The organism is Tepidibacter thalassicus DSM 15285, from assembly GCF_900129915.1.
Classification (GTDB): Bacteria; Bacillota; Clostridia; order Peptostreptococcales; family Peptostreptococcaceae; genus Tepidibacter; species Tepidibacter thalassicus.
This window is the reverse complement of sequence record NZ_FQXH01000010.1, coordinates 26,392-49,649: the sequence shown is the minus strand read 5'-3', so window position 1 is coordinate 49,649 and position 23,258 is coordinate 26,392. Positions and strand designations below refer to the sequence as shown.

Here is a 23,258-nt window from a genome sequence, read left to right as displayed (position 1 = left end):
ATTCCTCCCTGAATTTTATTTTTTAATTTTATTTGAGCATCCATGCTCGATTAATAACTATCTTAATAATTGTAAAACACCTTGTGGATTTTGATTTGCTTGAGCAAGCATTGCTTGTGCAGCTTGAGATAATATATTTGATTTAGTTGATTTCATTATTTCTTTAGCCATATCCACATCTCTAATTCTTGATTCTGATGCTTGTAAGTTTTCACTTGCTACATCTAAATTCTTAATTGTATGCTCTAATCTGTTTTGCATTGCTCCTAATTTTGATCTTTGTGTTGAAACCTTTCCTATGGCTGCACTTATTAATGTAATTGACGCTTGTGCTGATGCTGAACTTCCAACCCCTACAACTGATGAATCTATTGATAATGCAGTAGAACTCATAGCATTAATATTTATAGTTAAAGTTTCACCAGCATTAGCTCCTATTTGTAAAATTGCACTTCCTGTACCAGATGATAAACTTCCATCTAGTAAGTTTTGTGTGTTAAATTGAGTTGTTGTTGCTATTCTGTCTATTTCTGATGTTAATTGTGTTATTTCTGCTTGTATAGCAGTTCTATCCGCTGCAACATTTGTATCATTTGCTGCTTGTGTTGCAAGTTCTCTCATTCTTTGTAGTATTTCATGTGTTTCATTTAATGCACCTTCTGCTGTTTGAATAAAAGAAATGCCGTCTTGAGCGTTTCTCGAAGCTTGATTTAGACCTCTTATTTGAGCTCTCATTTTTTCAGAAATTGATAGGCCTGCTGCATCATCTCCAGCTCTGTTTATTCTCAGTCCTGAAGATAATTTCTCAACAGATTTCGCTTGATTTGCTGAATTGATTCCTAATTGACGATGAGCATTCATTGCCATAAGATTGTGATTAATTCTCATAGTAAATTCCTCCCTGAATTTTATTTTTTTATTTTTATTTGAGCATCCATGCTCTTTGTTTCTCATTAAATATATCGAAATTTTTTTAATATACTTTATAGTACATTTTTATTTTTTCATTAATTTTTTTAATTTTGACATATTTATTTTTCCTATTGCTTCTTTATTTTCTTCAACTACTGCTTCTTTTATTTCTTTTCTAAGTATTTCAACATCTTTAGGTGCCTTAATACCGAGTTTTACTTTTCCTTCAGATATTCCTAAGACAACTATTTCTATATCTTCATTTATAATTATGCTTTCTTCTTGCTTTCTGCTAAGTATAAGCATATCATGCACCTACCTTTTCAAAAATCATATATCTTAAAGGATATCTTTCATCTAATATTAATTGTTTTCCTTTTTTATTTTTATTATTTATAATAATAGGTGCTTGAAGATTAGTTCTCATTTCTTTTATATTCTCCGGTATTACAACTACAGTATATATAGACACATCCTTTATATCTTCTATTTCTAATTTGTTTACAGTATTTTCAGGTATTTCAAATTCATATTCAGTATTTACCAAAAACGGATTTATTATAGGAAATGTTATATCTTCTTCTATAGATTGAAGATAATCTATTACAAATTCTTCATCTTTTATTATAAAAAATTTTTTTAAATGTTCAAATCCTGGAATTCCATCTTCAAAATTAATTATTTTACTTTCATCTACTTCTATCTCTCCAAAATTTTTAGTTTTCAACAACAAAACATCCACCCTCTTTATTTTATAATTATAGCCCTAAAACCATTTTAAAATGATTTTAGAGCTAAACTAAAACAAACTATCTTATAAAATCCACAAGCGATGGCTGTATAATTCTAGCTCCTATATTTAACGATGCTTTATATATGCTATCAGCCATCATAAATTGCATAGATACCTCAGCCATATCAGTATCTTCAGTTTCAGATAATAATTTAGTGAAATTAATTTTTGTATCTTCTATCCTATTTCTTATAGTTTCCACTGTATTTGTTCTCGCCCCAACCGTAGCTCTTAATCTAGATATATTATTCATATGTGTATCTATTTCATCTAATTTTTTTGATATTTCCTCATTATCGCCTTTTTCAAGAAGACCAATAAGTTCATTCATAGTATCCATAAGTGTCTTATCCGGTATATTATCATTGTCACTGTCTACAACAGGGCCAAACACTTCATCTCCTCTTATATTTATAGATATTGATGCTGATATTCCTATATTGTAATCTATTTTTTCAGTACTTTGAGATATATTTAATTTTTCAAAACCTAAATTTTTAAGATCTAAAGTATCTGATTTAATTGCAAATTTTTGACTGTCTTTTATTTTAGGATTTTTAATTACAATTTGATTATTTTCTAATTTCACTTCAAAATTCTTATAATCTGCAGGTACAGCACTATTAAGAGCATTTTGCAAATCATTCTTTAAATCCTCTAATGTATTTGTTGTACCATCATAGCTTTTATTAGGCAATTGAACTGTATATTCACCTGTATATTTTGTTCCATCAGATTTTACAAGCCCTGTTATATTGAGCTTAAATTTATTATTTGGTGAAGCAGGTATATTTACAGGTAAATTTAAGCCATCACTCCTAATTTCCTTATCTAAATTGACAGCATTAGTTCCATTTTCATTTAAATAAGGCTCATCAGTTCTATATCCCGAAAATATATGTCTTCCTACATAAGTATCATTAGATATTTTTATTATCTGCTCTTTAATCTGCTTTACTTCAGATTGAATTTTCATTGTATCCTCAGGAGTAAGTACTCCATTTGATGCTTGTGTTGTAAGATCTCTTACTCTGTGTAATATGTTATTTAACTCTCTAAGAGATGTTTCCGTTTTATCTAATATAGAGTAAGCATCATCTACATTCCTTTTAAACTGATCATTTTCTGCTATATCAGTGTGTATCTTTAAACTCCTCGCAACAAGCACAGGATCATCAGAAGGTCTGTGTATTCTTTTGCCCGAAGCATAATCATTGTAAAGTTTATCCATTCTAGACATATTTCTGTTCATATTCATCATCATTCGATTAACCATCATAGAGTTAGTAATCCTCATTATATCACCTCGTTATCTACAATCCTACTCTTCCCATTCTATTAATTATAACGTCTATCATTTCATCTACAGCAGTAATCATTCTAGCAGATGCATTATACGCATGTTGAAACTTAACCATATTTGCCATTTCTTCATCAAGAGAAACCCCTGATACAGATTGTCTTGTACTATCTATTTGATTTACAAGAACTTCTTGATTTTGTGTCATCCTTTTTGCTTCTTGTGCATCTACCCCAATGTTAGAAATCAATGTTTTTACAAAATCATCTGGCGATCCCCAAGTAAACATATCATTTTTATGTCTTAAATTTGACATTTCAAGTATATTGGAATTATCTCCAGGCTTTGCTCTTCCAGTTCCATCAGAAATTTTTGCCGCTGCTATATTGTCAAGATCTTTATCTATGTCTTTTGATATTTTTACATCTCTTGCAGATATTTTAGAAACTTTGTACCAATTTCCATCTCCATCTTTCATTATCGTATAACCTTTATTAGCACTATTATTTTCCCAATCTTTTATTGCATCTTCCTCTGTTTTTGTAGGATTAGCATTTAAATACGTTTTTACATAATTATCTATGTCTTTATTTCCATCTCCATCAGAATCAATATCAGCTATTTTTTCAGATTCAAAGAATAGTTTTCCCGTAGAATTTTCATCCAATCCATACCCTTGCATATTTATTCTATTTATATCAGATGTAATTTTTTGAACAAATTCATTTAATTTTTGCATATAATATGGAATTCCTTTAGGCCCATCTGCATCATTCATATTATCCCTCATATCCAATTGAGCCTTTATTTTTCCTTTAAGATAACTAGTATTTATAGGAGAACCTGATTTGAATTTTAAAGAAGATATTTCAAATTCCAATCCTAACTCATCTTTATATTTATGAAAATTCTTTTCAATTTCTATCTCATCGACTTCATCATGATAAACAAGAGGATGTCCATTTATAGCAATTATAGTTTTTACCCCTCCATGTTCCCCATTACTTACTTCTTTAACTTCTACATCTACAAGTTCTGATAACTTATCTAAAATCAAATTTCTTTGATCTCTTAAATCATTAGCATTACTTCCGTCCATTTCAGCTCTTTGTATTTGTGCATTGAGTTTTGCCAAATCTTTCGCATACGTATTGATTTGATTTACAGTTGTTTGAACTTCAAAATCTGTATCTTTTATCATTTTTTCAAGCTGAGAATATGCATGATTTAAAGTATGAGTAAACTCTATGGCTCTTTCTCTAACTACAGCTCTAGTAGTAAGAGAAGATGGATCTTTAGATAACTCTTCAAATGATGCAAAAAAATTGTCCATCACTTTTCTTATTCCAGAATCTGATGGTTCATTCATTATAGCTTCTATTTGTTCAAGTGATGAACTCCTATACGACCATTGTCCATATACATTAACTTCTGATCTAAATTTTATATCCAAAAATTCATTTCTAATTTGAGTGATTTTATATGCATCAACACCAGTACCTATCATTCCCTTTCCACCTGGAGATGATAGAGGATTATCTGGTCTAAGCTCTACTCTTTGTCTAGTATATCCAGGAGTATTCGCATTTGCTATATTATGCCCTACAGTATTTAAAGCTTTTTGAGCTGCAAATAATCCCGATTTTGCTATATTTAAACCGAAAAAACCCATTTTTTACACCTTCCTTTAGTATTTAGCATCAAAAAAGCCAGTTCCACGAGAATTATATTCCACAGCCTTTTTACCATAAGTTTTAGGTTCAGGTCTTGATGTTAAAAGATTTAAATTAAGCTCTAAATACTCTAATGAAACTTCTAAGAGCTTGTTGTTGAGATTGTTTTTTTCTTCAAGCTCTTTGAGTACAGATTTTAAATTTAAAGCTATGTTCTCAATTTCACTAGCCTTGTTTTCATCTATTTTATTTACAATATCTTTTATGTTATCTATTTTTTCAATTCCTAATTCTTTTTGTATATTTGAAACTACAGCTCCTCTTAATTTTTCTAAGTGTATTATTCTTTTTATACTGTTTTGCTCTTGTACTACCATTTGATTTAATTTTTTTGTATCATTATTTATTATTACATCTTTTTTTTGAGTTGATATTTCTAAAAGTTTTTTGTTTATAGTCAATTCCTCACTTAATATTGCTATAAATTGATCTATAGGATTCATTTTAACCTCTCCAATCTATAGTGCTTTTATCTACTATAGCTTTAGCGAGTTTACCATTATCTACTTTGTAAGTTCCTTTATCTATTTGAGATTTTATTTCATTTACCTTATCTTCTCTTATATCAGGAGTATTTTTTAACGCTTCAAGAGCGAATTGAAAATCTTTACCTCTTTGAGATATTTCTATTTTATCCTCTTTAAGAGAAAATTTATTTATCTTTTCTGTTTTATTAGTCTTATATGCCTTCATAACTTTTTGAATATTGTTTATATTATTTATTTTCATAAAAAAACACCCCTTAATTAGTCTTCTACTATTAGTATCGACTAAAGGGATGATTTTCTTTACATTATTTTTATTTATTTTTTGTTAAGTTGTTTAGTATGATATCCTAATTTAGGCTTTTGGGATTCTTTTAAATTTTTTAAAGCAGATCCTAATTCTTTTTTCATTTCAGCTTTACACTTTTCACAGTATCTACCAGTTTTTATACTTACTCCACATCTTTCACATTTAAGTAATGCATTTTCATCTTCAAGTATTTCTATTCTCTCCTGTTTTAAAAACCTAATTATAGTTTGTTCTTTAACTCCTGTTTCTTCTGATACTTCTTTTACTGATGCTCCAGGATTATCGTATAGATAATCTCTTACCTTTTTAAAATCTTCATCTTCATTCCCTCTACATTTTGAACAATAAATTTGTCCATTTTCACTTCCAAACATTCTTCCACACTTTTTACAATTTACAAGCTCCAAAATATCACCTTCTTTAATATATATTTTTTCCTGTAGCAAATGTAATAACGTATATTTTTTTTACTCCACAAGCTAATAAAATCTTAGATATTTCATCAACTGTACTTCCAGTAGTGAATATATCATCCACCAAAAGTATATTCTTTTTTATTATTTTATGTTGATTGCCTTTAATTGTAAATACACCTTTTAATTCATTTTTTCTATCTTTTTTAGTGAGATTTGAAAGAAATTTAGTGTGTTTATTTCTATAGAGTATATCCAACATTTGCTTATTTGTGAATTTTCCTAAAATTTCAGATATCAATTGGGATTGATTAAATCCCCTTTTTATTTGTCTTTTTTTGTGAAGAGGAACTGGTATTATATAATCAAAATCTATACTTTCATATTCTAATTTATCTTTCATAATACTCGCAATAGGATATGCTAAATAAGTTTTTCTCCCGTATTTAAAAGAATAAATTAATTTATGTATATTATCATCGTACTCAACACAAGATAATGCTCTCTCAAAGAAGTAATCTTCTTTTTTACAATTAATACAAAATTCATCTTTATAAAATAAAGTTAAAGGCTTACCACATTTTATACATCCTTTTTTTATAAAATGTATTTCATTAAAACAATTTTTACACAAAGAATATGGATTTGTCTTTGGTATTGGATTTTTACATATTATACATTTTATATTTCTAGGATATATATAATCAAGTAAAGTACTTATCATTTAGTTAATAACCCCGCCTCTATAAATTTACTTAATTTTAATTTAAGATTAGAGTATCTGCTGTAAATTTTATTGTTATTTACCATATAATTTAAATACTTTATATCTCCTACTAATACAACTAACTTCTTAGCTCTTGTAACTGCTGTGTATAGAAGATTTCTTGTAAGAAGCATTGGAGGAGCCCACGTTATAGGTATTATTACAACTGGAAATTCACTTCCTTGACTTTTATGTATTGTTGTGCAAAAACTGTGTTCAATTTCATCAAGCTCACTGTAATCATAGCTTACAATTTTTACTTCATCAAATATTACATATATATTTCTTTCTTCTTTATCTATATGATAAATATACCCTATATCACCATTGTATATTCCTTCTCCTTTATCTTCTCCATCTTCAGTTTCCCATTTTTTAGTATAATTATTTTTAATTTGCATCACTTTATCCCCAACTCTAAAAGTTCTCTTTTGAAAACTTTCTTCCACTTTTAATTTATCTTTAGGATTTAATACATTTTGAAGATGTATATTTAAATTAAATACCCCTGTATCTCCTTTTCTCATCGGAGATAATATTTGTATATCCTTCATACTATTAAATCCATAATAATCAGGGAGTCTTTTATGTACGAGATTTAAAATTTCTTTTATTATATCTTCATTATTATTCTTCTGTATAAAATAAAAATCTTTATCTTTTACATTAAGATTTAAACTTTCCCCTTTATTAATTTTATGTGCATTTACTACAATCATACTTTCTTTTGCTTGCCTAAATATTTCATTTAATTTTACTACCTTTATAACATTTGAATCTATTATATCCTTTAATACATTTCCAGGTCCTACAGATGGAAGCTGATCACAATCTCCAACAAGTATAACTCTAGTTCCCGCTTTTACAGCTTTTAAAAGATTATACATCAGTAAAATATCTACCATCGAAACTTCGTCTATTATTATCACATCTGTATTCAATGGATCTTCTTCATCTCTCATAAATACAAGTTCATTTTCTTCAGATGAATAACCCATTTCAAGAAGCCTATGAATAGTTTTAGCTTCTTTTTGAGTTGTTTCACTCATTCTCTTTGCTGCTCTACCAGTTGGCGCTGCAAGAGATATATCCATTTTCAAATTTTCAAATACCTTTATTATAGCATTTATAGTTGTTGTTTTTCCAGTTCCAGGCCCTCCAGTTATTACTAGTACTCCACTTTTTACAGATTGAACAACGGCTTCTTTTTGATTTTTTGCAAGCTTTATATTTTCACATTTTTCTATTTTTTTAATTTCCTCTTCTATATTTATTTTTATATCTTCAAATTCATATTGAGATAATTCTATAAGTTTTTTACAAACGCCATTTTCTGATATATAATACGGAATTAAATATACATTATCTTCTATAGAACCCTTTTGAAGTTGTATTTTTTGTTCAAATGCCAATTTAATTATCATATCTCTTATATATTCTTCTTCTACTTCAAGTAAATTTGAAGCTTTTTTTACAAGCTTGCTCTTTGGCAAAAATGTATGCCCTTCACTCAAACTCTGATTTAATGTGTATATTATCCCCTGTGATATTCTATCCTTTGAATAAGGACTTATCCCCATTTTAGCTGCAATACTATCTGCTATTTTAAATCCTATCCCCTTTATGTCTTCTGCTAATTTATAAGGATTTTTTTCTACTACTTCAATAGATCTACTTTTATATTTTTTGTATATTTTAAGACAATAATTCGCACTTATGCCATATTTAGATAAATTCATAATTAAATTTCTAAGTTCTCTATTTTCTTCAAAATTTTTTCCTATTCGCTCTGCTTTTTTAGCTCCTATTCCATCTACCAATGTCAATTTTTCCGGATTCATTTGTATTATATCTAAAGAATTAACTCCAAATTTATCTATAATTTTTTGTGCCATCTTAGGTCCTATTCCTTTTATAATTCCAGATGAAAGATATGCATATATACTATCTACTGATGCAGGAGTAGATGGTAAAAAAGAACTAACTTCAAATTGAATTCCATATATTTTGTGACTTATCCATTTTCCCTCAACCTCTATAGTTTCTCCAATTGTTAAAGTAGGCATACATCCCACTATTGTTATTATATCATTTTCAAATTCAAGGGAAGCTACTGTATATCCACTTTCTTCATTTTTAAATACAATATCAACTATTACTCCCTTTATTTTTTCCATTAAAACACTCTCCCAAACATATTTCACTAAATTCATTATAACAAAAAAAATAGGGCTTTATTAAGCCCTTTCTTCTGTTATTCTCCTAATGCTTCTTTTCTAAGTATTTCAGCTTTATCTGTTCTTTCCCAAGGGAAATCAAAATCAGTTCTTCCAAAATGTCCATAAGCTGCAGTATGTCTGAATATTGGTTTTCTTAAATCTAAATCTCTTATTATAGCTCCTGGTCTTAAATCAAAATGTTTTTTAACAAGCTCTACTAATTTTTCTTCTGAAACTTTTCCAGTACCAAAAGTTTCAACCATTATAGATACAGGTTCTGCAACTCCTATAGCATAAGCTACTTCTATTTCACATTTTTTAGCAAGTCCTGCTGCAACTATATTTTTAGCAACATATCTTGCTGCATAAGCTGCTGATCTATCAACTTTAGTTGCATCTTTTCCTGAAAATGCTCCTCCACCATGTCTTGCATATCCACCATAAGTATCTATTATTATTTTTCTTCCTGTAAGTCCAGCATCTCCATGAGGCCCACCTATAACAAATCTTCCTGTTGGATTTACTAATATTCTAGTATCTACAAATAAATTTTCTGGTATTACTGGTTTTATTACATGCTCAATTAAATCCTTTTCTATTTGCTCTCTTGTTACTTCTGGACTATGTTGAGTTGATATTAAAACAGTGTCTACTCTTACAATTTTATCATCATCATACTCAACTGTAACTTGAGTTTTTCCATCTGGTCTTAAATATGAAAGCGTTCCGTTTTTTCTAACTTCTGTAAGCTTTCTAGCAAGCTTATGTGCAAGTGATATTGGAAGAGGCATTAGTTCTGGAGTTTCATCACATGCAAATCCAAACATTATACCTTGATCTCCTGCACCAATAGCTTCAATTTCATCTCTCATTTTTCCTTCTTTACTTTCTAATGCTTCATTTACTCCCATGGCTATATCAGAAGATTGCTCATCTATCGCAACTAACACTGCACAAGTATCTCCATCAAATCCATATTTAGCTCTATCATATCCTATTTCTTTTATTCTATTTCTAACTATTTTTTGAATATCTACATATCCTCTAGTAGATATTTCTCCTGAAATTAAAACAAGTCCTGTAGTAACAGATGTTTCACAAGCAACTCTTGAATAAGGATCTTGCTCAAGTAATGCATCTAATATAGAATCTGAAATTTGGTCACAAATTTTATCTGGATGTCCTTCTGTAACTGACTCTGAAGTAAATAATCTTTTCGCCATTTTTATACCTCCTATACATTTTATATATAACTTTTATTGTTGCCTTTTTTCGAAAAATTAAAGCCTCTTCCACTGGAAGAGGCTAATTTTTTTTCAAAAAACCTCATCTTCCAGAAGAAAATCTTCTGTAGGAATTAGCACCATTCCCTCTTAGGGCGGTTGCTGGGTTTCACAGGGCCTATCCCTCCACCTCTCTTGATAAGGTATCAAGATTTTATGTAATTTTCCAACTTAATATATAATACTATTTTTGATTGTTATTGTCAATAGCGAATCAAGTTGTAAGATAATGCCAATACTATAATCCCCGCTATGATATTTCCAATAAATATTCCAATTATCGCATCTTTCATTCTAATATTTAATACAGATGCTGCCATGGCTGCTGTCCATGTTCCAGTAGTCGGAAGAGGTATTCCGACAAATAAAATAAGACCTAATAGTTTTCCCTTTCTCATTTTTTTGCTTTTTTTGTTAACTCTATTGTCCAGGTAATCTCCAATTTTTTTTAAGTATTTGTTCTTTTTGAACCACTTCAACAAATCTCTGAAGAAAATTACTAAAAACGGTACAGGTAATGTCGCACCTATAACACATATTATATAAACATATACAGGATTCAAATTTAATGAAACCCCTATTGGTATTGCTCCTCTAAGTTCAATTATTGGAACTGCTGAAATAAGCAATAAATATATATACTTTAAAAACATGTATAAAACTCCACCCCTTAAACTAAATATTCAACCCACTCTATTATAACGTAAAATTTAATATTGTTGTAATTGAATTTATATTTTTTTTCATATAAACTTTTTATATGTCAAAACTCATTAAAGGAGGACTTTAATATGAAAAAAATACTAGGATGTATAAGAAGAGCGTGTGAAGATTACAACATGATACAAGATGGAGATAAAATTGCAGTGGGATTTTCCGGAGGTAAAGACAGCATAACTCTCATATATGCCCTAAAGCTCTATCAAAGATTTTCACCTCAAAAATTTGAACTTGAAGCAATTACAGTTGATCCAGGATTTAAAAATATGGATTTAGAAAATGCTAAATCTTTTTTAAAAAAGCTAGAAATTCCTTACACAATAGTAAAAACTCAAATAGCTCAAATAGTTTTTGATGAAAGAAAAGAATCTAATCCTTGTTCTCTTTGTTCTAGAATGAGACGTGGAGCAATGCACGATATGGCTAAGGAAAGAGGAATTAATAAAATAGCTTTAGGTCATCACTTAGATGATGGTATTTCAACATTATTTTTAAGTATGTTTTACGAAGGACGAATAAATACATTTAAGCCTGTTACATACTTAGATAGAAAAGATATAACAACTATTAGACCTATGATATATATACCTGAAAGCACAATTATAACAGCTGTAAAAAAACATAACTTACCTGTACTTAAAAGCCCTTGTCCTGTCGATAAAAGAACAAAAAGAGAATTTGCAAATGAAATAGTAAAAGATTTTTCTCATAAAATACCTGATTTTAGAAAAAGAATGTTGAGCTGTCTTCAAAATAAAGAACAAGTTCAACTTTGGTTTAAACCTTAATTCAATTCTTTGAGCTATTCTCATATTTTTAGCACCTCATCCATATACTTAATTAGGAGGTGCTATCTGTGTATTTAGCTAAAGCAAATTATAAAGAAGAAGATGTTATACATGTTCTAACGGAACTTTTAAAAACAATAATAAAGGATAACACAGTAATAATTTGTATAGGAACAGATAGATGCATAGGTGATTCCCTAGGTCCTTTAGTTGGAACTATGCTAAAAAACAGCGACTATAAATACCCTGTATATGGAACTTTAGATAAACCTATTCACGCTTTAAATATATATGAATCTTTATCAGATATACAAAAAAAGCATCCCGATGCTATTTTTATAGCTATAGATGCTTGTTTAGGAGAAAAGAGCAACATAGGAAATATTCAAATCAGAGAAGGTCCTATACATCCAGGAAAAGGAGTTGGTAAAATACTTCCTAAAATCGGAAATTACTCTATAGTTGCCATAGTAGATGAAATTAATGAAGATAGTAAATTTACATTCAGCAATATAAGACTTAACTTTATAATAGAAATGTCTGAAATAATAGCAACTTCTATTATACTTGCAACATAGCTACAAGAATAGGTATAGTAATTACAGAAAATAAAGTAGTTATAAATACACCTTGAGAAGCTAAAACATGATTATTCTCAAATCTAGTTGCAAATATAGCAGCATTGGCAGCACTTGGCATAGCACAGATTATAAAAGGTATTCCCAATATCAAACCATCTAAAAATAAAATTTTTTTCAATACAAAATATACTATAAGAGGAATAATCAAAAGTCTTACAAAAGATACCATAATCAAATACTTATCCTTAAAAGCTTCTTGTATTCTGGACTGAGCGAGTATTGAACCTACTACAATCATCGACATAGGAGTTGTAGAAGACCCTAAAATGTCTAAAATATCATATATAGGCTTTGGAAGTTTTATTGATAGTAAAAATAAAGTATAACCTACAATGATAGCAAACACGCCCGGATTAAAAAGTATTTTTTTTATGCTAATACTATTATCTTTTTTATAATGTCTAGACATTATAACTACACCAACTGTCCAAATTAATATATTAAAAGGCATATTAAATAACGCTGTATAAAAAACTCCAGAATCACCGTAAATAGAACTTATCACCGGATATCCCATAAATCCTACATTTGGAAATATAATCAAAAACTGTACTATATCTTTTGTTTTTCCTTCAATCTTTAATATTGCAGCGATAATACGAGAAAATAATATTGTCGATGAATATATAAATATTGATATCAATATTATTTTCACACTTTTTAGCATCATATCTTTTGAAAAATCGTACTGCATAGACTTTATTATAAGTGCAGGTAATGTTATATAAAGTATCACATTACTCAATTCTTTATTTAACGACTTAGTTACAACACCTTTTTTATTTGCTATATAACCCAAAAGTATCAATGTAAACAACATAAATATTTGATTGAATGTAGAAATAAAATCCACTGTATCACCTCATAAAATTAAGGGCTTTAAGAGCCCTTTTACTTTTCTACTAATGCAAACATTAAATTTCCACTACAAACAAGTTCTTCTCCAACATAAGCCTTAGCTTCTGCTTTTCCTATCCCTCTTCTCATCGCTACTAATTCAACTTCCATTCTAAGTGTATCTCCAGGTCTTACTTCTCTTCTAAATCTCACTTTATCTATTCCTGTAAACACTCCAAGTTTTCCCTTGTTTTCTTCAACACTCATCATAGCTACAGCTCCTACTTGAGCCATGGCTTCAACTATTAAAACTCCTGGCATTAAAGGATACTCTGGAAAATGTCCTTGAAAAAATGGTTCATTTAAAGTTACATTTTTTATTCCAACTGCTTTTTTTCCTTCTTCTAACTCTACTATTTTATCAACTAATAAAAACGGGTATCTATGAGGTATTATCTCTTTAATCTGATCTATATTAAGCACCTTTATCACTCCTTTATATCTACTAATACCTAATTAATTTATGTATCCATTTTAGCAGGTTATTAGTTTTATTAAAATTTATAAATTTTAATAAAACTATTTATCAGTCAATGTTAAACATCTACTCTGACCGGGTGTAACCCTACACCCTCTATCCCCTCTGCAAATGCTTTGGGGAATACTTTTTTTACTATTTGATAAGCTCCATTTAAGTCTGCATTAATTAATATCCCTTTATTTGATTTAAACAAACCTCTCTTAATCCTTCTTCTTTTATTGTAATTTTCTTTTATAGGTAATTCATTGTCTAAAAAACTAGTACCACTTGTATAACTTTCTTCTGTTAGAATAACATTTATTCCAACATTTTCAGCTTTATATTGTATCATTTCTATAAATCTTTGATGTGGTATACCTACAAATGACTGATTAACTTTTTTACTTAATTTACTTTCTCTTTTCCAATCTTTATTAGTACCAATTACAATAGTGTTACAATTTAAACTTAAAGTATAATCAATCACCATTTTACTAGCTTTATGTAGATAGTCTATGACCTTGTTATTTCTTTTAATAGTTAGTCTATTCATCCTATTAGTTAAATCTATCCCATTCATTCTTTTTGCAACTTTCTTAAAATGAGATAGTTTTTTATTATAGTATTGATTTATTGATTTTAGACTCTTACCATCGACAATAATAGGTTTAGCACCTACATTGTTACAAATGGTTGCTAGATTATCTATTCCAATATCAATACCTATATATCCTCTATTATCAACTTTTGGTTCTTTTATGTCAATTCTATATACCACTTCTATTATAAAATGTTTATTTCTAGGTAAAATTCTTACTTGTTGCAATTTGTTAACTTTAGTTTTTAAGGTAAAACCGTTGAAACTCTTAGGAAATTTAATTATACCATCTTTTATTTTACAATTGTTATTAGTTAATATAAGAATGTTTCTTCCATTTTTCTTTAAGTATTTTGGAAGTTTAGGTCTACCAGTATACTTATCTTTGTTTTTATTCCATTTTTTAATAGATTCAAAGAATGATTTCCAATTCTTTTCTAGTAGTCTTAAACATTGTTGAGCTGACTGTGCAACTGGCATGTTTCTATAATCATAATCCATTCCATCTTGTTTTAATAGTTTATCTAATTTAGTATAATTTATAAATTCTCCATTTTTACAAAATTGTTGTCTAATTTGATAGTTTGCAAAATTATATAAATTCTTAGACATAAAGCAAAAGTTATCTAACATATCATAATACTTATTGTTTTGTCTAATAATATGCTTTTCTACCCTTCGCACTATCATTTTCTCACCTCGCTTTCTTTTCTTTCTTTATATAAAGCCATTAACTTTCTCTCTCTTCTAATATTGCCTTTATTCTTTTACCTTTTCTTTTATTATACATTCTTATTGAATAACCTATAACACTATCCTTGTCATAATCATATCTACCATTAGATAAGGTTGTAGTTTTTATAATACCTTCTTTAACATATTTTGTTAAGGTTGGTCTTGAAATTTGTAACAACTCTAAAACTTCTTTTGCTTTCATATTTACAAATCCCCTTATTTTAATTTTATATAATAATTATAATATAATTTTAAGAATATGCAGACGTTTTTTGTTAAATTTTTTAATATTTATTATGTATTTTAGCAATATCACTTCTCACATCACTGATACACACTCAATTGCAATTTGAATTACACGAACTTCTAAACTGTTAAAATATGTATTTATCGCAATTCGTGACGCTATAATGTCAATTCATGACAAAAAGGTTTACTTTCACCAAAAAGCTATTATATTTATAGTAGATTCTCTAAATATTATTTTTAAAATAGTAAGGAGTACTAACAAATGAAAAAATTCAATAATTTTAAGTTTTATTTAGTTATTTTTATTTTAATTACTGTATATTCATCTATTATATTATTTGTAACTATAAAAAAACCTGACATATATACAGTATTATTTTTATACAGCATATTATATATTGTAATAATATTTATAAAAAATTATATTCCTTTAATTTCAGCACAAGCTTGTAAATTACAAACTATAACTGAAGGTCATTTATTTAATATGGTGCAAGAAATTTTGTTATCAGTCAATATTCAAAAGTCAAAAGTAAAATTATTCATTAGACCTCGTACTAAAAATCCTAAAATGAATGCTTCAGTACAAGGTTTCTCTAAGTATACAATTATTCTAGACGAAGAATTAATTGATGAACTGGAAACTGAAGAACTAAAAGCAATAATCTATCATGAATTTTACCATATTATAAAAAAACATGATTTAAAAAGAAGCATCATTATGATAATTTTAGGATTACTCCCAATAGCTTGTATAGCAGGTTTTAAACTATTTCAAATAGATATTAATGAAAACTTGTCATTAAAAATTACTATCTGTATATATATCCTAAGCGCTATACTAGGATTTTTACGTTACATTAGAAATCAAGAAATTGAAGCTGACATGTTTGTCATTAAATCAATTAAAAACAGTGAAAATTTAATAAATGCATTAAAAAAAATTACTATTAAAAACAAACTAAAAACTGATATGCACAAAATAAGAAAATTGTTAACTACTCATCCATGTTTAAATGACAGAATTAATTATATTAAAGAAAATTTAAATTTTCATACAAATATTTTATAGATAATTCATTTTTTGATATATATAATATATATATTTATTGCAATTCATGACACTATAATGTCAATTCATGACAAACATATTGATTTTATCAATTTATTTCGATTTAATAACATTATCTAATAAATATATAAAAGGGAGAACTACAATGAAATTCAAAAAAATATATTATATCATTTTATTAATACTTTTAAGCTGTATAAGTGCTTGCTCAAACAACCAATCCGAAAAACTTTCTAACAATTCTCGTTTTTCAAAAACTATTTTATACAACAATGAATTATACATGTGTTATAGTGAAAATACAGAAAAAAATATTTCTCAAATAAAAGTAAAAAAATACGATGATATTAAAAACAAATGGATAAATATAGGTAATAATTCTTTAAATTATAATAGTTTTAAAAACGCAATAAATATAACACCTATAGTATATAACAATGAATTATATATTTTTTGGAGCGAAGAAACAAACTCTAATGAATTTAAAATACATATAAAAAAGCTCAATAAAAAAAATAATACTTGGATAAATGCTTTAAATTATGTTGATTTAAGATATGGATCTAAAACATATCCTATAGTCTACAATAATAATTTGTATGTTTTAGTAAATGAAAAAAACAATCAAAACTCAACCACTATATACTTAAAAAAATTCGATGAAAACAGAAAAAAATGGATAGACATAAATAATTCATATTTAAATAACTATTTCAATAAAGAATATTATATAAAAGATTTATTAATTCATAATAATGAAATATATATTTTTTACATGTGTAACTCTAAAAATAATATTTTTGAAATACATGCAAAAAAATTCAATAAAGATCATAAATTAGTTGATATAGGAAATTCAGCTTTAAATTATAACAAAAATAAAAATGCAAATTATCCAAAAGCTATAATATACAATAATGAATTATATGCTTTTTGGAGTGAAGAAATCGAAAATGACAAATCTCAAATTAAAATTAAAAAATATGATAAAAAAAATAATAAATGGATTCCTATAATTATTGATTCATTAAATAATTCTAAATCAACTCGTAAAGTATTAACAGATGTCACTATTTACAAAAATAAATTATATATTTGCATAGACGAAGAAGACGAAAACAATGAATTTAATTCAAAAATAAAAAGTATACCTTTAAAAAATTTACATACAACTAATTAACATTATAAAAAACAAGTGGCAATTCATATTCTAATTCACAAAAATCAGGATATGAATTGCCACACTTTTTTTAATAAAACTCATTCTTATTTCTTTGACGAAAAATTTCTCATATTAGTTTTAGTGAATTGTTCATATATAAGCTTGGCAAGCCCTAAAGAAGAATTAGTAGATGCCTGAGTTGCTAACTCTTCTGTATAAAGATCTTCAAATATTTCTCTACCTGAAGATTTCTGCATCAATGTATCTTTAGGTACAGTTTTTTTCATCTCTTTAAACATTATTTTTACAAACTCAGCTTCTAATTCCTTACACGCTTTCATAAGTTTTTTATTATCTTTGTTATTTTGAAGTTTACTTTTTAAAACATCTAAATTATTATTAGTATTTATCTGCATTTAAATCACCAGCTTATCTTTTTAAATTATTTGCCATCTGAAGCATATCATCTGCTGTTTGAATAGCTTTAGAATTTATTTCATATGCTCTTTGAGCTGTAATCATTTTTATCATTTCATCTACAATTTGAACATTAGATGATTCTAAAAAACCTTGAAATACTTTAGTATTTCTATTTTCATCTTCCAAAACTATCTCTTCTCCCGATGCATTAGTTGCTTTAAAAAAGTTTCTTCCTACTGCTTCTAATCCATCTGGATTTAAAAAATTAACAATTTTTATTTTTCCTAGTTCTTCTACTTCTCCATCTTCATTCTTAACACTTATATTACCATCTTGATCTATTGTAAAGTCTGTATAACCATCTTCTATCACTATTTCTTCATCATCTTCTGTCAAAACTGTATATCCTTCACTTGTAACAAGTTTTTTAGTATCTTCATCTACACTCAATTTAAATGAACCATCTCTAGTATAAAGTCTTTCTCCCGATGGAGTTTCAATTGCAAAAAAACCTTGTCCATCCAAAGCAAAATCCGTTGGATTATCAGTTCTATCTGGTGTACCATTTTCAAATATCCTACTTGTAGCACTAGGCATAACCCCATGGCCTATTTGTAAATTCGAAGGACTTCCTTGACCTTCAATTATATTTGCTTTTTTAATATTTTCATATAAAAGGTCTTTAAATTCTAATCTTTGCTTTTTATATCCAGTCGTATTAACATTAGCTAAATTATTTGATATAGTATCTATATTAAGCTGTTGAGATTTCATCCCACTCGCAGCTGTCCAAAGAGCTCGCATCATAACTTATCCCTCCAATTAAACTTTTCCTATTTCATTCACAGCCTTACCCAACATATCATCATATGCTTTTATAACTTTTTGATCACTTTCATACTCTCTCAATACAGAAATCATATCTACCATTTCATTTATTGAACTCACATTAGAACCTTCTAAACTTCCTTGAATTAACTCTCCCTTAAATTGTTCTTCATTTGGATTGACATTATCTTCTACTTTATAAAGATTATTCCCCTCTTTTCTCAAAGCATTTACATTTAAAACATTAACTATATCCAACTGATCTACATAAGAATCATCTACATATAATTTCCCATCTGATGTTACTTTAAAATCTTCAGATAATGTTATTACCCCATTCTTGCCAAGTACATAATTACCATCTTGAGTAACTAATTGCCCTTTATCATTAATTAAAAAAGAACCATCTCTTGTATATCTTATTCCACTTTTAGTCTGTATCTTAAAAAATCCTTCACCTTTTATAGCAAAATCCAACTTATTATTTGTAGGTATTAATTGTCCCAACGAAAAATTAGTCTGAATTCTATCTAATCTCAATCCTCCATTTATAGTTCCTATAACATTTTTAGGTGGATTATATATTATATTTGCTATAACTTGTCCATTTGATAAAATATTACCATTAACTTTATCAATTTCTATATTTTTATCAGGAACTTGTATCCTATTTCCATTTGAATCCAAAACATAAAATCCAGTAGTTGTATCTACTCCTTTATTTATATCTCTAGTATAAGTTTTTAAATATCCTTGATTATCTACAGCAAATTTTAACGATCTATTATAACTTCTTCCCATCGGACTATCTACAGTAAAAAAGCCTTTAGGTGTTGTAACAAAGAAACCTTCTCCATCTCGTTTGACATCTAAATTGCCTTTATTATTTGGATTGCTTGGCAATTTACCATTTATTTTACTTATTAATTTTTCTGGAAAAGCTTCTGAGATTACCACATCTTTTTTAAATCCATTAGTATTAGCATTTGCTATATTATTAGCAACTACATCTAGTTTTTTCTGATTCGTCTGCATTGCAGAAGTTACAGTATAAAGGCCTCTAAACATATTATCACTCCAAAAATTTTTTCTCTATCATTTTAATATATCGGCATTAAAATAGAAAAAGTTTAATTTAAAACGGATAATTTTTTGTAGAATTATTTTCTAAAATTAAGCATTCCTCCCTTTTGCAAAACTTTTAAAGAATTTAAAGCTTCTCCTGTACCTTTTGCTACACAAGATACTGCATCTTCAGCTATATTAACTTTTATTCCAGTTCTTTCTTGTATCAATTTATCAAGTCCCCAAATTAAAGAACCTCCTCCTGTCATAATTATTCCTTTATTACTTATATCTGCTGAAAGTTCAGGTGGAGTTCTTTCAAGTACACCATGAACTGCATCTGCTATTTGAGTAACACTTTCTTCTAATGCCTCCAACATTTCTGACGATGAAACTTTTATTGTAACCGGAAGACCTGATATTAAATTTCTACCTCTTACATCCATTGTAACTTCCGGTTTTCTAGGAAAAGCTGCACCTATATTTATTTTTATTTGTTCAGCTGTTCTCTCTCCTATAAGTAAGCTATGTTTCTTTCTCATATACTTTACTATAGCTTCATCGAATTTATCTCCAGCTACTTTTATAGAAGTGCTAACAACAGTTCCGCCAAGAGAAATAACCGCTATATCAGCAGTACCTCCTCCTATATCTACAACCATATGTCCTTCTGGCTGAGATATATCAAGCCCCGCTCCAATAGCTGCAGCTATTGGCTCTTCTATTATATGAACTTCTCTAGCACCGGCTTGTTTTGTAGCATCTTCTACCGCTCTTCTCTCTACTTCTGTTACTCCAGATGGTACACAAACCATTATTTCAGGCTTAAAAAATTTAAAAAATCCTTTTTTTCCTAATACTTTATCTATAAAGTATCTTAGCATTTTTTCAGTAACATCATAATCTGATATTACTCCATCTTTCAACGGTCTTATAGCCACTATATTCCCAGGGGTTCTCCCTATCATTTTTCTCGCTTCTTCTCCAACTGCCAAAACTTTATTTTTAACTTTATCTATTGCTACAACCGAAGGTTCTTTTAATACTATTCCCTTTCCTTTTACATATACCAAAACTGTTGCAGTACCTAAATCTATCCCTATATCTGGTCTAACCATTAATATCTCTCCTATCTTTTGTTTTGTAATTATTTTACTTTATTTCCTTCTACAAAAATATACAAAAAATTTGTTTTAGTCAAGAAAAAAATGCAGGTTTTACCCTACATTTTTCCCATTATTTTTATATTTTAACTTTGTTGCCATTCCTCCCCTTATATGTCTCTCTGATTTATTTTTATCAAGTATTCTTTTTACTTTTTTAGCTAAAGATGGATTTATAGAACTCAATCTTTCAGTAACATCTTTATGGACAGTACTTTTACTTACTCCAAATGTCTTTGCAGTTTCTCTCACAGTACTTTCTTTTTCTAAAATATATTTAGCAATAATTATAGCTCTTTCCTCTATATGCGCCTTCAAAACTCCCCCTCCTTAAAGGAATAATCTTATTCATATATATGAAATTTATACAAAAAATAGAACAGGCTTAACCTTAAAATAAGGTTAAACCTGCTCTTTAAACATTAATTTAATTCTATTATAGAAAGGGGATTTATATTTTTTCCATTTTTTAAAACTTCAAAATGAAGATGTGGTCCTTCTTTACTTTCAACTATAGATGTGTTACCTACTTTACTTATTAAATCTCCACGTTTTAACTTCTGACCTTTTTTTAAATTTGTATCTAGTGATAAATTACTATATACAGTAACTAAATTTCCATCATGTTTCATCTTTACTGTAACACCATTTCTTTCATCTTTAACAACATCTAAAACTTCACCATCCATAGAAGCTTTCACAGGAGTTCCTTCCTCTGCTTTTATATCTATGCCTTTATGTAACTCCCACTGGTCTAAAGTAATAGAATAACTAGGCTCAGTATCAGAATAACCCCTACTTAACTCACCTTCAACTGGCATAATAGCACTAATTTTAACAATTTCTTTTTTAACCGTACTTTTGCTTTCTGTTGCTAGTTTTTCTTTTGCTTTTGCTAGGTTTTGTTTTGGTTTTGTAGAAGTAGGAACAGCCTTATCATTGTCTTTTATCAAATGAATTTCGTCTTCTTCACTAGCTACTTTATCATCGTCTATTAATTCTCCATGTTCATAATTTACAAATCCATTTTCAGTTGCTAAATTATCAATACTATTTTTAGTAACCCATACTGCAGTAAGTGCTACTAAACAAACGCATAAAAATAAAACCAAATAAAATCCATCTCTTTCTAATAGTTTTTTACCTTTATTTTTATTATTATTTTCCATCGTTTCCACCTCCATTTATATTTTTTCCTAATTTTTAAATTCTATACAAAAAAAGAAGGACATTTATAGTCCTTCATCTTAATATTTCTTTTCTATTTTAACTCCTTTAAAGTAATGTTTTAGAATTTCATCGTATTTATATCCTTTATTTGCCATTCCATTTGCTCCCCATTGACTCATTCCTACGCCATGGCCATACCCCTTTGTTATTATATTTACATAATTATCATTTATTTTTATTTCAAAATCAGATGAATTTAAATTAAGTATTTTTCTTACATCTCTACCTCTTATCACTTTTTTTCCTATTTTTATCTCCTTTACAGATCCTCCTTCTGTTCTAGATAGTACTTTAATTTCTTCTTTTATATTACCCGATAGTACAATATCTGCATCTTTAAATTTATTAATAAAATCTCTTTTGCTAATTTTCACATTTGAAATTAACTTAGGAGACCCCTGCTCATATGGACTATCAACAGACCTTAAATATGGAAGTTTAGCACTAAATACTTCTTCCGAATTTTCAGTTCTTCCACCACTAGTAGAATGATATAGAGGTTGTATTGTTTTTCCCTCATATACTAAGACCATTCCCCTTGTATCATCTACAGCTTTTTTTACCTTAGGCCAAAGTTTTCGCATCCACTCTCTACCATGAGCTTTTTTTAATTGCTCTATTGTCAAATATTCTTGACAATGAGTATGATCTGTACATACAATAGCGCCCTTATGTTGAGGTATTTTATCTCCTCCATTTTCCATTCTATAAAAAACATAAGACCTTGCAGCTATAGCTTGAGCTTTTAAAGCTTCTTCATTAAACGTTGCAGGCATTTCTGATGCTACAACATTATATAAGTACTCCTCTAAATCCATAATTTCAACTTTGTCTTTTCTACTGTTATAAACTTTTATATTTAGAGATTCAAATTTTTTATTTTTAACAACATCTTCATTGAATATGTAATCTTTATATATTCCCACAGTTAAAAATACTGGTATCACTATAATTACAAAAAAAACATATATAAATACTAAAAAAGGGTTTTTCATAAACTTTCCTCCTTAGATTAT

26 protein-coding genes, 1 pseudogene and 1 riboswitch are annotated in these 23,258 nt (G+C 28.1%); of the genes and pseudogenes, 4 read left to right on the top strand and 23 right to left on the bottom strand.

The window, feature by feature from the left end:
• Positions 1 to 57: 57 nt before the first annotated feature.
• From BUA19_RS05795 to BUA19_RS05740, 12 genes are all read right to left on the bottom strand, one after another.
• A complete protein-coding gene (locus BUA19_RS05795) occupies positions 58 to 888 on the bottom strand; it encodes a flagellin N-terminal helical domain-containing protein (RefSeq protein ID WP_072724609.1) in 831 nt (276 codons plus the stop codon).
• 108 nt (positions 889 to 996) lie between these two features.
• Positions 997 to 1,218 (bottom strand): carbon storage regulator CsrA, encoded by a 222-nt coding sequence (gene csrA / locus BUA19_RS05790; protein ID WP_072724606.1) that lies wholly within the window; start codon positions 1,216 to 1,218, stop codon positions 997 to 999.
• Between the two features lies 1 nt (position 1,219).
• Entirely contained in the window at positions 1,220 to 1,639 is a 420-nt protein-coding gene (gene fliW / locus BUA19_RS05785; protein ID WP_242939251.1) for a flagellar assembly protein FliW, read from the bottom strand.
• 82 nt (positions 1,640 to 1,721) lie between these two features.
• The gene (flgL, locus tag BUA19_RS05780) at positions 1,722 to 3,002 is read right to left on the bottom strand and encodes a flagellar hook-associated protein FlgL (RefSeq protein WP_072724602.1); all 1,281 of its coding nucleotides are present in this window, start codon (positions 3,000 to 3,002) and stop codon (positions 1,722 to 1,724) included.
• Positions 3,003 to 3,018: 16 nt separating this feature from the next.
• Complete coding sequence (gene flgK / locus BUA19_RS05775; RefSeq protein WP_072724600.1) at positions 3,019 to 4,677, bottom strand: flagellar hook-associated protein FlgK; 1,659 nt, start codon at positions 4,675 to 4,677, stop codon at positions 3,019 to 3,021.
• Between the two features lie 15 nt (positions 4,678 to 4,692).
• Positions 4,693 to 5,181, bottom strand: a complete 489-nt coding sequence (flgN, locus tag BUA19_RS05770) for a flagellar export chaperone FlgN (protein ID WP_072724598.1) — start codon at positions 5,179 to 5,181, stop codon at positions 4,693 to 4,695.
• A 1-nt stretch (position 5,182) separates the two neighbouring features.
• The gene (flgM, locus tag BUA19_RS05765) at positions 5,183 to 5,467 is read right to left on the bottom strand and encodes a flagellar biosynthesis anti-sigma factor FlgM (RefSeq protein WP_072724596.1); all 285 of its coding nucleotides are present in this window, start codon (positions 5,465 to 5,467) and stop codon (positions 5,183 to 5,185) included.
• A 74-nt stretch (positions 5,468 to 5,541) separates the two neighbouring features.
• Positions 5,542 to 5,940: a flagellar protein gene (locus BUA19_RS05760; RefSeq protein ID WP_072724703.1), complete on the bottom strand. Its 399-nt coding sequence runs from the start codon at positions 5,938 to 5,940 to the stop codon at positions 5,542 to 5,544.
• A 13-nt stretch (positions 5,941 to 5,953) separates the two neighbouring features.
• Positions 5,954 to 6,670, bottom strand: a complete 717-nt coding sequence (locus tag BUA19_RS05755) for a ComF family protein (protein ID WP_072724594.1) — start codon at positions 6,668 to 6,670, stop codon at positions 5,954 to 5,956.
• Positions 6,667 to 8,889 (bottom strand): SF1B family DNA helicase RecD2, encoded by a 2,223-nt coding sequence (gene recD2, locus BUA19_RS05750; RefSeq protein ID WP_072724592.1) that lies wholly within the window; start codon positions 8,887 to 8,889, stop codon positions 6,667 to 6,669. The genes BUA19_RS05755 and recD2 overlap by 4 nt, the downstream gene beginning before the upstream one ends.
• A gap of 77 nt (positions 8,890 to 8,966) precedes the next feature.
• Positions 8,967 to 10,154 (bottom strand): methionine adenosyltransferase, encoded by a 1,188-nt coding sequence (gene metK, locus BUA19_RS05745; protein ID WP_072724590.1) that lies wholly within the window; start codon positions 10,152 to 10,154, stop codon positions 8,967 to 8,969.
• Between the two features lie 100 nt (positions 10,155 to 10,254).
• Positions 10,255 to 10,359, bottom strand: a riboswitch (SAM riboswitch).
• A gap of 58 nt (positions 10,360 to 10,417) precedes the next feature.
• On the bottom strand, positions 10,418 to 10,867 hold the full coding sequence (locus BUA19_RS05740; protein ID WP_072724588.1) for a COG2426 family protein: 450 nt from the start codon (positions 10,865 to 10,867) through the stop codon (positions 10,418 to 10,420).
• A 138-nt stretch (positions 10,868 to 11,005) separates the two neighbouring features.
• Here BUA19_RS05740 and BUA19_RS05735 point away from each other — a divergent pair, with 138 nt between their 5' ends.
• The gene (locus tag BUA19_RS05735) at positions 11,006 to 11,722 is read left to right on the top strand and encodes an ATP-binding protein (protein ID WP_072724586.1); all 717 of its coding nucleotides are present in this window, start codon (positions 11,006 to 11,008) and stop codon (positions 11,720 to 11,722) included.
• A 68-nt stretch (positions 11,723 to 11,790) separates the two neighbouring features.
• The gene (yyaC, locus tag BUA19_RS05730) at positions 11,791 to 12,300 is read left to right on the top strand and encodes a spore protease YyaC (RefSeq protein WP_072724584.1); all 510 of its coding nucleotides are present in this window, start codon (positions 11,791 to 11,793) and stop codon (positions 12,298 to 12,300) included.
• On the opposite strand, the gene BUA19_RS05725 is transcribed toward yyaC, so the two are convergent.
• The 4 genes and pseudogenes from BUA19_RS05725 to BUA19_RS05710 all read right to left on the bottom strand — a co-directional run.
• A complete protein-coding gene (locus tag BUA19_RS05725; RefSeq protein WP_072724582.1) occupies positions 12,284 to 13,216 on the bottom strand; it encodes an AEC family transporter in 933 nt (310 codons plus the stop codon). The two genes, yyaC and BUA19_RS05725, sit on opposite strands and share 17 nt — an antisense overlap.
• 38 nt (positions 13,217 to 13,254) lie before the next feature.
• Positions 13,255 to 13,683 carry a 3-hydroxyacyl-ACP dehydratase FabZ gene (gene fabZ, locus BUA19_RS05720; RefSeq protein ID WP_072724580.1) on the bottom strand — a complete coding sequence of 143 codons (429 nt, stop codon included), beginning with the start codon at positions 13,681 to 13,683 and terminating at the stop codon, positions 13,255 to 13,257.
• Positions 13,684 to 13,796: 113 nt separating this feature from the next.
• Positions 13,797 to 15,008 carry an RNA-guided endonuclease InsQ/TnpB family protein gene (locus BUA19_RS05715; RefSeq protein ID WP_072724578.1) on the bottom strand — a complete coding sequence of 404 codons (1,212 nt, stop codon included), beginning with the start codon at positions 15,006 to 15,008 and terminating at the stop codon, positions 13,797 to 13,799.
• 95 nt (positions 15,009 to 15,103) lie between these two features.
• Positions 15,104 to 15,255: pseudogene (locus tag BUA19_RS05710) on the bottom strand (helix-turn-helix domain-containing protein); the annotation flags it as partial.
• Between the two features lie 309 nt (positions 15,256 to 15,564).
• Between BUA19_RS05710 and BUA19_RS05705 the strand changes: the two are divergent.
• Both BUA19_RS05705 and BUA19_RS05700 read left to right on the top strand, forming a co-directional pair.
• Entirely contained in the window at positions 15,565 to 16,374 is an 810-nt protein-coding gene (locus BUA19_RS05705) for a M48 family metallopeptidase (RefSeq protein WP_072724576.1), read from the top strand.
• A gap of 145 nt (positions 16,375 to 16,519) precedes the next feature.
• Positions 16,520 to 17,554 carry a hypothetical protein gene (locus BUA19_RS05700; protein ID WP_072724575.1) on the top strand — a complete coding sequence of 345 codons (1,035 nt, stop codon included), beginning with the start codon at positions 16,520 to 16,522 and terminating at the stop codon, positions 17,552 to 17,554.
• Positions 17,555 to 17,640: 86 nt separating this feature from the next.
• On the opposite strand, the gene BUA19_RS05695 is transcribed toward BUA19_RS05700, so the two are convergent.
• The 7 genes from BUA19_RS05695 to spoIID form a co-directional block, all read right to left on the bottom strand.
• Entirely contained in the window at positions 17,641 to 17,952 is a 312-nt protein-coding gene (locus BUA19_RS05695; RefSeq protein WP_072724573.1) for a rod-binding protein, read from the bottom strand.
• Positions 17,953 to 17,965: 13 nt separating this feature from the next.
• Complete coding sequence (flgG, locus tag BUA19_RS05690; RefSeq protein WP_178137458.1) at positions 17,966 to 18,763, bottom strand: flagellar basal-body rod protein FlgG; 798 nt, start codon at positions 18,761 to 18,763, stop codon at positions 17,966 to 17,968.
• A 15-nt stretch (positions 18,764 to 18,778) separates the two neighbouring features.
• Positions 18,779 to 19,852 carry a flagellar hook-basal body protein gene (locus BUA19_RS05685; RefSeq protein ID WP_072724571.1) on the bottom strand — a complete coding sequence of 358 codons (1,074 nt, stop codon included), beginning with the start codon at positions 19,850 to 19,852 and terminating at the stop codon, positions 18,779 to 18,781.
• Positions 19,853 to 19,944: 92 nt separating this feature from the next.
• Positions 19,945 to 20,967 carry a rod shape-determining protein gene (gene mreB / locus BUA19_RS05680; RefSeq protein WP_072724569.1) on the bottom strand — a complete coding sequence of 341 codons (1,023 nt, stop codon included), beginning with the start codon at positions 20,965 to 20,967 and terminating at the stop codon, positions 19,945 to 19,947.
• Positions 20,968 to 21,066: 99 nt separating this feature from the next.
• Positions 21,067 to 21,330, bottom strand: a complete 264-nt coding sequence (gene spoIIID, locus BUA19_RS05675; protein ID WP_072724567.1) for a sporulation transcriptional regulator SpoIIID — start codon at positions 21,328 to 21,330, stop codon at positions 21,067 to 21,069.
• 104 nt (positions 21,331 to 21,434) lie between these two features.
• Positions 21,435 to 22,181, bottom strand: a complete 747-nt coding sequence (locus tag BUA19_RS05670; protein WP_072724564.1) for a M23 family metallopeptidase — start codon at positions 22,179 to 22,181, stop codon at positions 21,435 to 21,437.
• Positions 22,182 to 22,259: 78 nt separating this feature from the next.
• Positions 22,260 to 23,237, bottom strand: a complete 978-nt coding sequence (spoIID, locus tag BUA19_RS05665; RefSeq protein WP_072724560.1) for a stage II sporulation protein D — start codon at positions 23,235 to 23,237, stop codon at positions 22,260 to 22,262.
• Positions 23,238 to 23,258: the final 21 nt, after the last annotated feature.

Coding starts and splice junctions, on each gene's coding strand:
- BUA19_RS05795 (WP_072724609.1), bottom strand. CDS start 888: ATGAGAATTAATCACAATCTTATGGCAATGAATGCTCATCGTCAATTA.
- csrA (WP_072724606.1), bottom strand. CDS start 1,218: ATGCTTATACTTAGCAGAAAGCAAGAAGAAAGCATAATTATAAATGAA.
- flgL (WP_072724602.1), bottom strand. CDS start 3,002: ATGAGGATTACTAACTCTATGATGGTTAATCGAATGATGATGAATATG.
- flgK (WP_072724600.1), bottom strand. CDS start 4,677: ATGGGTTTTTTCGGTTTAAATATAGCAAAATCGGGATTATTTGCAGCT.
- flgN (WP_072724598.1), bottom strand. CDS start 5,181: ATGAATCCTATAGATCAATTTATAGCAATATTAAGTGAGGAATTGACT.
- flgM (WP_072724596.1), bottom strand. CDS start 5,467: ATGAAAATAAATAATATAAACAATATTCAAAAAGTTATGAAGGCATAT.
- BUA19_RS05755 (WP_072724594.1), bottom strand. CDS start 6,670: ATGATAAGTACTTTACTTGATTATATATATCCTAGAAATATAAAATGT.
- recD2 (WP_072724592.1), bottom strand. CDS start 8,889: ATGGAAAAAATAAAGGGAGTAATAGTTGATATTGTATTTAAAAATGAA.
- metK (WP_072724590.1), bottom strand. CDS start 10,154: ATGGCGAAAAGATTATTTACTTCAGAGTCAGTTACAGAAGGACATCCA.
- BUA19_RS05740 (WP_072724588.1), bottom strand. CDS start 10,867: ATGTTTTTAAAGTATATATATTTATTGCTTATTTCAGCAGTTCCAATA.
- BUA19_RS05735 (WP_072724586.1), top strand. CDS start 11,006: ATGAAAAAAATACTAGGATGTATAAGAAGAGCGTGTGAAGATTACAAC.
- BUA19_RS05715 (WP_072724578.1), bottom strand. CDS start 15,008: ATGATAGTGCGAAGGGTAGAAAAGCATATTATTAGACAAAACAATAAG.
- BUA19_RS05705 (WP_072724576.1), top strand. CDS start 15,565: ATGAAAAAATTCAATAATTTTAAGTTTTATTTAGTTATTTTTATTTTA.
- BUA19_RS05700 (WP_072724575.1), top strand. CDS start 16,520: ATGAAATTCAAAAAAATATATTATATCATTTTATTAATACTTTTAAGC.
- BUA19_RS05695 (WP_072724573.1), bottom strand. CDS start 17,952: ATGCAGATAAATACTAATAATAATTTAGATGTTTTAAAAAGTAAACTT.
- flgG (WP_178137458.1), bottom strand. CDS start 18,763: ATGATGCGAGCTCTTTGGACAGCTGCGAGTGGGATGAAATCTCAACAG.
- BUA19_RS05685 (WP_072724571.1), bottom strand. CDS start 19,852: ATGTTTAGAGGCCTTTATACTGTAACTTCTGCAATGCAGACGAATCAG.
- mreB (WP_072724569.1), bottom strand. CDS start 20,967: ATGGTTAGACCAGATATAGGGATAGATTTAGGTACTGCAACAGTTTTG.
- BUA19_RS05670 (WP_072724564.1), bottom strand. CDS start 22,181: ATGGAAAATAATAATAAAAATAAAGGTAAAAAACTATTAGAAAGAGAT.
- spoIID (WP_072724560.1), bottom strand. CDS start 23,237: ATGAAAAACCCTTTTTTAGTATTTATATATGTTTTTTTTGTAATTATA.